This is a genomic window from Elusimicrobiota bacterium (assembly GCA_018816525.1).
Taxonomy (GTDB): domain Bacteria; phylum Elusimicrobiota; class Endomicrobiia; order CG1-02-37-114; family XYA2-FULL-39-19; genus OXYB2-FULL-48-7.
Window position 1 is genome coordinate 1 of the sequence record JAHIVV010000010.1, and the last position, 11,643, is coordinate 11,643.

13 protein-coding genes and 1 tRNA gene are annotated in these 11,643 nt (G+C 39.6%); 6 read left to right on the forward strand and 8 right to left on the reverse strand.

The genetic code is table 11. The features are described from left to right. The 5 genes from KKH91_01205 to KKH91_01225 form a co-directional block, all read left to right on the forward strand. Nucleotides 1–663: YgiQ family radical SAM protein (locus tag KKH91_01205; protein MBU0951432.1), on the forward strand; the 663-nt coding region annotated here is incomplete at its 5' end. 25 nt (nucleotides 664–688) lie between these two features. Then, the gene (locus KKH91_01210) at nucleotides 689–1,450 is read left to right on the forward strand and encodes a hypothetical protein (protein MBU0951433.1); all 762 of its coding nucleotides are present in this window, start codon (nucleotides 689–691) and stop codon (nucleotides 1,448–1,450) included. 30 nt (nucleotides 1,451–1,480) lie between these two features. After that, nucleotides 1,481–2,272 (forward strand): hypothetical protein, encoded by a 792-nt coding sequence (locus KKH91_01215; GenBank protein MBU0951434.1) that lies wholly within the window; start codon nucleotides 1,481–1,483, stop codon nucleotides 2,270–2,272. 60 nt (nucleotides 2,273–2,332) lie between these two features. Then, a tRNA-Ala gene (locus KKH91_01220) sits at nucleotides 2,333–2,405 on the forward strand. A 97-nt stretch (nucleotides 2,406–2,502) separates the two neighbouring features. Continuing rightward, entirely contained in the window at nucleotides 2,503–3,735 is a 1,233-nt protein-coding gene (locus KKH91_01225; protein MBU0951435.1) for a M48 family metallopeptidase, read from the forward strand. Nucleotides 3,736–3,738: 3 nt separating this feature from the next. On the opposite strand, the gene KKH91_01230 is transcribed toward KKH91_01225, so the two are convergent. The 8 genes from KKH91_01230 to KKH91_01265 all read right to left on the reverse strand — a co-directional run bounded on the left by KKH91_01230 (nucleotide 3,739) and on the right by KKH91_01265 (nucleotide 10,955). Continuing rightward, complete coding sequence (locus tag KKH91_01230; protein MBU0951436.1) at nucleotides 3,739–4,863, reverse strand: ABC transporter permease; 1,125 nt, start codon at nucleotides 4,861–4,863, stop codon at nucleotides 3,739–3,741. Between the two features lie 38 nt (nucleotides 4,864–4,901). After that, complete coding sequence (locus KKH91_01235) at nucleotides 4,902–6,041, reverse strand: ABC transporter permease (GenBank protein MBU0951437.1); 1,140 nt, start codon at nucleotides 6,039–6,041, stop codon at nucleotides 4,902–4,904. Further along, entirely contained in the window at nucleotides 6,031–6,753 is a 723-nt protein-coding gene (locus KKH91_01240; protein ID MBU0951438.1) for an ABC transporter ATP-binding protein, read from the reverse strand. Before KKH91_01240 ends, KKH91_01235 begins: the two co-directional genes overlap by 11 nt. A 6-nt stretch (nucleotides 6,754–6,759) precedes the next feature. Beyond that, on the reverse strand, nucleotides 6,760–7,650 hold the full coding sequence (locus KKH91_01245) for an ABC transporter ATP-binding protein (protein ID MBU0951439.1): 891 nt from the start codon (nucleotides 7,648–7,650) through the stop codon (nucleotides 6,760–6,762). Then, nucleotides 7,647–8,447 carry an efflux RND transporter periplasmic adaptor subunit gene (locus KKH91_01250; GenBank protein MBU0951440.1) on the reverse strand — a complete coding sequence of 267 codons (801 nt, stop codon included), beginning with the start codon at nucleotides 8,445–8,447 and terminating at the stop codon, nucleotides 7,647–7,649. The genes KKH91_01245 and KKH91_01250 overlap by 4 nt, the downstream gene beginning before the upstream one ends. A 35-nt stretch (nucleotides 8,448–8,482) precedes the next feature. Beyond that, the gene (locus tag KKH91_01255) at nucleotides 8,483–9,820 is read right to left on the reverse strand and encodes a TolC family protein (protein MBU0951441.1); all 1,338 of its coding nucleotides are present in this window, start codon (nucleotides 9,818–9,820) and stop codon (nucleotides 8,483–8,485) included. 135 nt (nucleotides 9,821–9,955) lie between these two features. Then, the gene (locus tag KKH91_01260; protein ID MBU0951442.1) at nucleotides 9,956–10,429 is read right to left on the reverse strand and encodes a cytidine/deoxycytidylate deaminase family protein; all 474 of its coding nucleotides are present in this window, start codon (nucleotides 10,427–10,429) and stop codon (nucleotides 9,956–9,958) included. Continuing rightward, complete coding sequence (locus KKH91_01265) at nucleotides 10,407–10,955, reverse strand: AAA family ATPase (protein MBU0951443.1); 549 nt, start codon at nucleotides 10,953–10,955, stop codon at nucleotides 10,407–10,409. Before KKH91_01265 ends, KKH91_01260 begins: the two co-directional genes overlap by 23 nt. Nucleotides 10,956–11,058: 103 nt before the next feature. Here KKH91_01265 and KKH91_01270 point away from each other — a divergent pair. After that, the coding region (locus tag KKH91_01270) for a glycosyltransferase (protein MBU0951444.1) at nucleotides 11,059–11,643 on the forward strand (585 nt) is incomplete at its 3' end.

The window sequence follows — 11,643 nt, forward strand, 5'->3', positions numbered from 1 at the left end:
TCCGAAGGCGGCTGTGCCGATAAAAAATGCCTCTACCCAAGCATATGTAAAAATCTAAACCTGGACCACCGCAGGCAGATTGACCTTTTACGTAGAATTCATAACATTGACGGGATAAATAAGGTTTTTATAGCTTCGGGCCTTCGTTATGACATGATAATTGAAGATAAACTCAACGGCTATAATTATTTGAAAGAAATTGTTGAAAACCATACTTCAGGGCAGATAAAAATCGCCCCGGAACACACCGAGGGACATGTGCTCAAGATGATGGGCAAACAAAATAAGGATTACCTGCATAAATTCAAGCAGATGTTTGACCAGCTTAAGCAGGAGACGGGCAAGAACCAGTTCCTGACGTATTATTTTATAGCGGCGCATCCGGGATGCACGGACCGGGAGATGGAAAAAATGGAAGAGTTTATATCCAAAAACCTGAAAATAAACCCGGAGCAGATACAGATTTATACCCCGCTCCCGTCAACCTACTCCGCGCTGATGTATTACACGGAAATGAACCCCTTTACAAAAGAGAATGTTTTCGTGGAAAAAGATTTAGTAAAAAAAGAAAAACAAAAAGAAATTATCACCGGCGTGCCTGCCTTCAAAAAACGCAGGATAATTGAACACAAAAGGCAAAAAGCCCGCCATTTTTATAAGTAATGCTATTCTACACTTGAGGCATCTAATGATCGCCAGGCTGCCAGTAAGTTTTTTTATTTTAATACACGTCTATTTATTCTATTTAATTCCAAATATTTCTTTTTGTGATTCTCAAATAGCTGATATAAATTATTTAAGAGAGCAATCAGGAACAAGGCCTTGCGGTATGGGTGAAGCTTATACGGCAGTGTCTGATGATATCTTTGGGCCCAATTATAATCCCGCCGGTATTACTAATATAAAAAACGAAGAAGGGGCGTTAATGTTTGCAGGGAAAGGTTCAAGTAACATGCAGACTTTATGGGGTTATGCTTACAATACAAAAATAGTTGGTTCTTTTGGTTTAAACTTTTTTAACAGCCAAACATCAAACGTTTTATCCGGCACCGGCGATTATTCTTCACAGCAAGATAGTATATTAACGCTTACTTATGCGCTTAGCCCGGCGAAATACCTGTCCTTTGGCGTTAATACTAAGAATTTTCAGTCAAAGTCCGATGGCCTTGAACAAACAGATACTTTATATGATATTGGAACTTTGATTTATCCCGGGATTGAAGGTTTATCTTTTGGTGTTTCATTTCAAAACACGAATGGCCAAAAAGACGATGAATTTTTATCGGAAACAATAAGGTATGGGATAGCTTACAAACAAAATATCAAAGGAAATAGTTATCTGCTTGCCGATACAGATTTAATTTTATCTGAAAATGGAAAAACGACGAAACAAAATTTTGGTATGGAAGCGCTTATTGATAACTCAATATTTATAAGGTGCGGAAAGTGATCCAATGATATTACGTTAGGTTTTGGCTTTATGAACAGCCACTTTCAGTTAGATGTAAGTCAAATATCATCAAAAGAGTTTGGCAGCGTACAAAAATTTTCCATCGTAACAAGGAGCAAGTTATGTACGGGAACACCTAAAAAAAGAGAGAAGGAAACTGAAGTAAAAGAAACAAAAGAACCAGCACCCAGGCAAGAGCCGCCGCCCCCGCCGCCTGAAACAAAAATATATGACAGGGCATTTGATGAACAAATTGATAAAGAATTAGTGCCTGTTGTTAACCTGATAAAGGGCGGTTATTATAAAAAAGCAAAAAACAAATTGTACATGCTCATGGACAGCTACGATGATAATGTAGTTTGGGATAAATTATTAGAAAAATTAGGCAACGTGGTTGCTATAACAGCCGAAATAAGCGGAGATGACAAGATTTCGATAAACAAGATTTATTATGCCTGGGAATTGTCAGAAGATCAAACTGCAAAACAGTTGTATATTATGCCGAAAGACCAATATGTTGAAATAGCCAAGAGCCAGGAAATGCCTAAGGGATTTAAGTTAGTAGATTACAAACTTTTTTTAGCTCTCTATTATATTTATGACGGTAAATTCAATTTGGCAATGGAAGAGTCAAGCGATATCCTAGACCTTGAGCCTGGAAATATAACTGCATTAAAACGCCTTGGTTCAGCGATGTATTGTGTTGCTAATGCAGAAAAAAACAGCGAATTAAAAGCTAAGGCAAAAGAGGTTTGGGCAAAGGCATTAAAACTATCTCCCAAAGACCAGGAAATAAGAGAATTTTTATCTAATCACAAATAATTGGCCATAATCCTTTACCACTGCTTTAAAAAATGCTAATATAGAAACCTGAAAACAAATGGGGGTGTAGCTCAATTGGGAGAGCGTATCCTTGGCGTGGATAAGGTCGCGGGTTCGACCCCCGCCACCTCCATTTAGAAAAAAAGAGCAGATAAACTGCTCTTTTTTTAAAGGACAATATACCCAATAGTCTTCTAAGCGACTAACATTGGGTATTAAATAGGTAAAAAATGAACATTTATCTGATTATCATTCTGGCAATCCTGATCGGCAATTACCTGCTTAACCTTGTTGTTGAAACCCTCAATGTAAAACATATCTCTACCGTGCTTCCTGAAGAATTTGCCGGCCATTATTCACAAGATAAATACAAAATCTCGCAAACCTATCTTAAAGAGAATACCAATTTTGATTTAATAGCGGATTCATTTAATCTTGTCATCGTTCTTATGTTTATCCTTGCCGGCGGATTTAACTGCATAGATAATTTTGCCAGAGGATTTGGATTCAACAGTATATTTACCGGGCTTATTTTCGCGGGGGTAGTTATGTTTGCGTCCGAAATAATAAGTATTCCTTTTACTGCATACCATACTTTTGTTATAGAAGAAAAGTTCGGGTTTAATAAAACCACCATAAAAACCTTTATCCTTGATCACTTGAAAGAATGGCTTTTAACAGGAATTATCGGGGGCATTGTTTTTGCTTTAGTGCTGTGGTTTTTCGCAAAGACGGGTTCATCCGCCTGGATTTACTGCTGGGTTCTTGTCACAGTTGTTTATTTATTTCTCGCTTTTATAGCGCCGGTAGTAATAATGCCGCTTTTTAATAAGTTTATTCCTTTAGAAGAAGGCGAGCTTAAAACTGCAATTGAAAATTTTGCGAAAGAACAGAACTTTAAGCTCAGCGGTTTATTTAAGATGGATGCTTCCAAGAGGTCAACTAAATCAAACGCTTATTTTACAGGATTCGGCAAATACCGCAGGATAGTTTTATTCGATACTCTAATTCAAAAACACACAGTAGATGAGCTTGTATCCGTGCTGGCCCACGAGATAGGCCATTATAAGAAAAAACATATTTTTAAATCCTTAATTATCACAATTTTCACTACCGGATTAATGTTTTTCATACTTTCGCTGTTTTTAAACAACCAACAGCTTTTTGCCGCTTTCAAGATGGCAAACATTTCGATTTATGCGAGTTTATTCTTTTTTGGGTTTCTGTTTACTCCGATAAACCTGATTCTTTCAATACTGGGCAATATTTTATCGCGCAAGCATGAATATGAAGCAGATAGATTTGCTGTGAGCGCTTATAATAAACCTGAATCAATGACAGCCGCGCTGAAAAAGCTTTCGGTTGATAATCTTTCTAACCTTACTCCCCACCCTCTAAAGGTTTTTTTGGAATATTCCCACCCCCCGATTCTACAGAGAATAGAAGCAATAAAAAAAATATAGGTTTCATCCCAGTCTTTTCTTAAATCTGGCAACACTCAAAGCTATAATTGCTACCCCAAAAACCAGTAAGGCCAGTGCATCCGGCCATAAAATATCCAGCCCGCTTCCTTTCAGAAAAATGCTGCGTATAATATGAAGGAAATACCTTAAAGGAATAAAATAGGTTATAATCTGGGCAGGCCTAGGCATGTTGGTAATAGGAAAGAAAAATCCCGATAAAATTATTGAAGGCATTATAACCATAAAGGTTGACATCATTGCCTGCTGCTGCGTTTGAGAAATAGTTGAAATAAACAACCCCAGCCCCAGCGTAGTCAGAAGAGCTAATCCTGATAAAGCAAAAAGCAGTAAAACACTACCCTTCATTGGCACACCAAAAATTAACTGCGCAGCGGCAACTATTAACCCCACCTGACAAAATCCTATAAGTGCAAAAGGAATCAGTTTACCAAGAATAAGCTCGATAGGCTTAATCGGAGTAACTATCAGCTGTTCCATCGTTCCGATTTCCCTTTCGCGGGTGATAGCCATAGCTGTAAGCAAAGAAGTTACCACCAGCAATATCATGCAGATTACACCCGGAACCATAAAATTTGAACTTTTGGCTTCCGGGTTATACCAGATTCTGGTTTGCGGGTTCACTCTCGGGATCTTTATCGAGTATTTCATCCTTTCAAGCATTTTTGTTGAATACTTTTCTGAAAAACGCCTTACAACCTGAGTGATATTCCCTACCACAATAGTTGCGAAATTTGAATCACTGCCGTCAACAATTACCTGCACAGGCGATTTTTCGTTTCTTTTTAATTTCCTGGAAAAGTCCGGAGGTATGATTATTACCATCTCAGCCTGCTGTTTCTGGAATATTTTATGAACGTCTTCATTTTCTTTAAGATAAAAAACTATGTCAAAATACCTTGAAGCGCTTACGTCTCTTATAAAATCCCTGCTTTCAAAAGACCGGTCTCTGTCAATCACCGCAGTGGATACATGCTTGATATCCATATTCACCGCATACCCCAGCAGAAGAAGTTGAATAATAGGCGCCACAAAGATAAGCATTACCATGCGCTTGTCTTTAAAAGTCTGTATGTATTCTTTTTTGATAATGTAATAAATCCTATTCATCTTTTTAAATCCTAATTCTGTTTAACACCATAGCTCCCCTAATCCAATTTCTTCTTGAATCTCTTCGAACACACCGCCATCAGCAAGAAAGCAAGAGCTGAAAGAAAAACAAATTCTTTCCACAAAATAAATATGTTGCTTCCTTTTAAAAATATTCCCCTCAAAACTATTATAAAATACCTGGCAGGAATCGCATAAGTTACAAATTGTATTATGCCGGGCATATTTTTTATTGGGATCATGAACCCCGACAAAAGAAATGCCGGAAGCATTGAGGTAATAAGCGTCAGCTGGATCGCAAAAGTCTGTGAATCCGCGATAGTTGAAATGAGAAGCCCGATACCCAGCCCGCACACGGCAAAAATCACAGCGAAAATAAAAAGATATATGAAATTCCCGATAAAAGGCACTTTGAAAACCAGTATCCCTACGATAAAAACAATCAGCATATCAAATAAACCTATCAAAAGATAAGGCAGGATTTTTCCTAGCATTATCTCGTAAGGTTTTACCGGCGTGATTATAAGCTGTTCAATAGTGCCCCTTTCTTTTTCCCTGACAATCGTAAGAGATGTAAGCATGGCAGTAATAATCATCATTATTACCGCAATCAAACCCGGGATCACATAGTTCTGGCTGCGCAATTCCGGGTTATACCACACCCTGATTTTTGCATCAACCGGAGGCATGCCTTTAATTTGATTTGAGAAACCGGCTTTATTCAAAACGTCAAGCAGTATTTTTGAAGAATACATCTGCATTATTCCCTGAATGTAACCTAACGCAACAGATGTCGTGTTTGCCTCAACGCCGTCAATTAAAATCTGCACTGAAGCCTTTTCGCCGCGATAGAGCATTTTTGAAAAATTCAGAGGAATTACGAGCACAACCTTGCATTTCCCGCTGTTTAAAAGCGCATCAGCTTTATTCACAGAAGGAATATAATCCACAACGTCAAAATACCCGCTGTAAGCAAACATGCTGACAAGTTCCCTGCTTTTCTGTGACATATCCAGGTCGCAAACCGCGATGGGTATATGTTTAATATCAAATGTGATTGCGTAGCCGAAAATTAACAGCAGTATCACCGGCAAGCCTATGGCAAGCATAAGCGTGCGCGTATCCCTGCGAATGTGTATGATTTCCTTTTTCGCAATTGCCAGGATTCTATTTGTCATGTTTTTTAATCAGATTAACAAACACTTCTTCCAAAGAATGCATTCCTGTTTTTAATTCCCTGGGCGTGCCGGTTGAAATTAAATCCCCATTATAAATAAAAGCCAGGCGGTTGCAGTGTTCCGCCTCGTCCATATAGTGCGTAGTTACGAAAATAGTGATGCCCTGCTGAGATAAATCCTGGATAAGGTCCCAGAAATTTCTTCTTGAAATCGGGTCAACGCCCGCTGTAGGTTCATCGAGAAATATTATTTTCGGCTGGTGGATTACCGCGCAGCCCAGGGCCAGCCTCTGCCTCCAGCCTCCGGAAAGCTCTTTCGGCGTGGAGCGTTCCTTCCCTTTCAAACCCGCCATTTCCAGTATCCAATCCTTTTTTTCCTGCTTCTTTTCTTTCGGGATTCCGTATATACCGCTGTAAAAATCTATATTCTGCGATACGGATAAATCCTCATAGAGAGAAAACTTTTGCGACATATAACCGATAACGCTCTTAACTTTTTCTGATTCTGTATTAATATTGTATCCTCCGACATAACCCTCGCCGGAAGTAGATTCAATTATCCCGCACAACATCCTGATAGTGGTTGACTTGCCGGAACCGTTAGGGCCTAAAAAACCGAAAATTTCACCCTGGCGGATTTCAAAATTTATAGCGTTAACCGCAGTGAATTTCCCGAACTGCTTTGTAAGATTCGTTACTGAAATAGATTCCATGCCTGATTAACCGCCTTTTTCAATCAATGAAATAAAAACATCCTCAAACGAAGGGCTGATTTTATGCATATCAAAAAGTTCAATATTGTTTTTTGCCAGAATATTTTTAATGGCTTCTTCTTCCGGCTTTCCCGCCGTTTCTTTTCTATAAACCATATGAAGCGTATCGCCGAAGGGATATATACCTTCTACGCCTTCAAGCGTTTTAAAAAGCGCGCGCGCCTTTCTTGAATCCGCGCACCACACCTCAAGAATTGCATTTTTCATATATGATTTCAGTTTATCCGGGCTGGCGCAGACAATAAAATTGCCGTTATGCATCAAAGCGACCCTCGTGCATTTTTCCGCTTCATCCATATAGGGCGTGCTGACGATAATTGTAACGCCCTTTTCTTTCAACCGGTAAAGCAAATCCCACAATTCATGCCTTGAAACAGGGTCAACACCGGTAGTCGGCTCATCGAGAAGAAGTAATTTTGGCGTGTGTATAAGACAGCAGGAAAGCCCCAGCTTTTTTTGCATGCCTCCGGAAAGATTTTGGGCAAACCGGTTTTTAAAAGGCTGAAGACGGCTGAATTCATATAGTTCTTCCATGCGTTCCTGCCGCTCCTTTTTTGGTACCTGGTACATATCGGCAAAAAAGTTCATGTTTTCTTCAACAGTAAGGTCGGAGTATAAACTGAAACGCTGGGGCATGTATCCGATAGGGCTGGGAAGGGCTACATCTCCTGCTGTTGCGGTGATTACTCCGCATAAAAGGCGCAGAGTGGTTGTTTTACCGCTTCCGTCCGGCCCGATCAGGCCGAAAATCTCGCCCTCTTCAACATTGAATGAAAGATTATTTACTGCGGTATTTTCGGCAAACTTCTTGGTAAGATTTGTTGCGGAAAGAATCATTTTCCCTCAAGCGCAATCTCAGCATCAGCGGGCATACCCTGTTTGAGTTCCTGGTTCGGATTTTCTATACGCACCTTGACGGCAAAAACAAGTTTTACTCTTTCGTCTTTTATCTGTATGTTTTTCGGGGTAAATTCCGCTTCAGATGCAATGTTGCTAACTTTGCCTGAATAAATCTTGTTCGGGTAACTATCCGTTTTCACTTTTACATCCTGTCCAAGTTTCACCCTGCCAAGCATCGTTTCGGGAACATAGATTTTAATCCAGGTATCCCCGGGATTTGTCACAGTTAAAATAGACATACCGGGAAAAGCAATCTCGCCTTCCTCCGCATTTTTACTTAAAACTATGCCGGAAATCGGCGCTTTTAAAGATGCGTTATCAAGCTGGGCTTTGGCGTTGCGCATATTTGCGGATAACACTTCGACTTGTGTTTGCGCGTTATCAAGCTGTTGTTTGGAAATTGACCCGGCGCCGTAAAGTTCTTTGTATCTAGCGAGATTAGCCTGCGCATTTTTATAATTTGCGTCAACCTGGTCAAACTGAGCGGAAATTTCATCGTGCGCGAGTTCAACCAACAATTTACCCTGAGTTACCGTATCCCCTTCTTTGGCGTAAAGCTTCTGGATTCTGCCTGAAATTTTTGAAGTTATCTCTATCTGGGTGCATTCAATAACGCCCGAAGCAGCCTGGCTGTTTTTATTACCCTTAAAGTTTTTTGAAACGAAATAAAAAACCAACCCTAAAACTACAATCACTGCAATTACGATTCTCAGAACCATCATTTTTTTGTTCATTTTTTACACCTCTTTAATTATTGTTTTCATAATGTTCATTGCATTTGGGATGAACATCCTGTACTGCCTGTTGCTTTTTTTAGTCCTGCGCTTGTTGTAAGATAATCATACAACGCCTGCAGGTAATTTGTCTTTGCCTGCGTAAGCGCAAGCTGGGTATCCATCACTTCCAGGTTTGTAACCACCCCGTTAGCATAGCCCACTTCAGCAATTCTCATCGATTCCTGCGCCTGCTTTACATTTTCTTCCTGGGAAACAATCCTTTCCTGTGCTTCATTGAGCGCAAGCATAAGCTGTCTCACTTCAACTTCTATCCCATCCTTAAGCTGAAGTTCTTGAATTTCAGCCTGTTCCAGGTCAGAACTAGCTTGGCCGGCTCTTCCTGAAGTTGCAAACCCGTCAAAAATAGGATAATTCAACACAACACCGGCTGACCAATTGTTAACCCAATCCAACGTGTAATAAAAAGGGTTCTGGTAATTATAATTTGCGACAGCAATCAGGCTCGGCTTGTTTCCAGCCTTTGCCATGGATAATGATTTTTCTGAAATTTGTTTTCTTAATTCGGCTTGTTTCAGCTCTGGCCGGTTAGTAAATGCATCCTCTAAAGCTTTTTCCAAAGTAATTTCATCTTTAATAAAAATAAGTTCGCCCTGCACTTCTATCAATTGGGCTTGTTTTATTCCTAATAGATTTCTAAGGTTGATAAGGACAGTTTCGTGAGAATTTTTTGATTTGCTGGCCAACGGTTTTGTATTTTCAACTTGCACGCGGGCCCTAAGCACTTCAAACTGGGAAGCATTTCCTGAATTAAATTTACTTTTAACAACTTTAAGATGCTCCTGCGATTTTTCGAGCATCTCTTCATTTGCTTCATAAACGCTCTTGGCAAGTATCGCACCATAAAAAGTTCTGGTTACCTTATAAATGGTTTCGTCAACTGCAAGTTTGTAGGCCTGTTCTGCGGCCTGTAAATTGTGTTTGCTTAAATTGTAGGAATTTGAAACCCTGCCCCAGGCAAACAATGTTTCCTGCAGGATTGCCTTGACCATATAATTATCTTCCGCGCCAAGCTTCATTTCCCTCGTGATAACCGCAGGGCCAACCGGCAGGGATAATGTAAATGAAGGCACCAGCGATAACTTAGTATAGCTGACCTGCAATGTCAATGAAGGTAAAAAACCTGATTTGGCTTCGGTAATTTTGCCTTTTGCCTTGGTTAGCTTTTCTTTAGCAATAAGTATGCTTTTGTTGTTGGCAAGGGCAACTTCAATAGATTTTTCAAGAGTCAGGACATTTTTGTTTGTTTCCTGCGCAGATACGGCAATGCTTAAACATAAAAACAAGGCTGTTATCAGATTTTTGTTCAACATTTTTTTGTACCAATTCCTTCCATCACGAGATTTACTATGAATTCTTTTCAATTCATTCCAGGGTTACATTTCTTAATGACTTGACAGGAGAGTTAGAACGTTTCATAGAGGAAACTAAAAATGAGTTGAAACAACTTAATCCAACGCCGAGATTTTTAGGAGGGGTTTGGGAAATTTGGAAAATTTGATACCGACTTCCTTGAATAATTTCTTGAAAGACTTATCTGCATAATCGGTACACGTCACAAACCTGGAAATCTTCGCATTAGCTATCATCTTCGCGCACAAATTGCACGGCGAATGCGTACAATAAATTGTAGAACCGCCGATATTTATTCCGTGCAGTCCCGCCTGAATAATTGCATTCTGCTCAGCATGAACCGCCCTGCAAATCTCATGCCTGGTCCCGGAAAGGATATGGAGCTTTTCTCTCAAACAGCCCAGCTCCAAACAATCCTTTGTACCCGAAGGCGAACCATTATAACCGGTCGTAAGAATCCTTTTATCGCGGACAATCACCGCGCCCACATGATGCCTGCGGCAAGTAGACCGCTCCGCGACTAAAAACGCCATTTTTATAAAATATTCATCCCAGCTTGGCCTGCTCATTTTTCAATATTCTCTCAATTTTGTTATGTAACTCTCTAACAGTTCCATTATTTATAATTTTAATATCAACCTCTTTAAGACACTTAAACAACTGCTGGCACTTCGGATCCGACGTGTTTTCTCTCTTTTCTTTAGCAACAAAATCTTTTAAAGTCGCCGCATCGCCCAACCTGTTTCTCTTTAAAGCCCTCTTAAACCTTAATTTCACCGGTGCATCTACTCCAATCAGCACAAAATGGGGCAGCCTTCTCAATTCCTTTATCTCTTCAACGTTCCTGATACTATCAACGATCGATTTGCTTTTAATTTTCAGCTTTAATCTTTTTGCAAGCACTCCGGCGCCATATTTATTGCGTAATTCGTTGCCATAAACAATCAAATTATCTCTCGTAGGCTCTATACCCTGTTTAGCCAACCCTTCTCTGAGCACATCCGAACATGAAAAATATCTGAAAGCCCTTTTTTTGAGATAATTCGCCGCTTCACCTTTGCCGGCAGCATTTGTCCCGGTTAACCCAACAACCAAATAATTCCTCATGTTCGCTAAGTATACTAAAATATCACATAAAAGACAAGCGTTTTAATTGGTTTGACTCCATTTCAATTGTTTAGTAAAATACAAATTATATATGCCAAACAAAATTAAAATACTCCATATTATTACACGCCTTGATAAGGGCGGTTCAGCTGAAAATGTTCTAATTACTTTTGATAAGCTTAATAAAAACAAGTATGACACAAAGCTTATATTCGGCAGGAGCGCTGTTTCTGAAAACACACTAAAAACCATTCCCAACAAACGCCTTGATTCTCTGATAAGGGATATTTCTCCCATAAAAGACCTGACGGCGCTGTTTGAACTTTATAAAATAATCGAAACCGAAAAGCCTGACATTATCCATACACACTCATCCAAAGCCGGATTTTTAGGCCGCTGGGCAGCATTTTTTGTAAATCATATTTCAAATCTCAAATTTCGAATTAAAATAGTTCATACTCCGCACGGGCATGTCTTCTACGGCTATTCGGGCAAATTAAAAACCTTCCTCTTTGTTTTCCTTGAACGGGTAAGTTCAATTATCACCGACAAACTTGTTGCATTGACTGAAGGCGAAAAAAAGGAATCCCTGAAATTCAAAGTCGGTAAACCAGAAAACTGGGAAGTGATTCATAGCGGCATTGATTTAAATACGAATCCAGCTCAAAAAAATGAA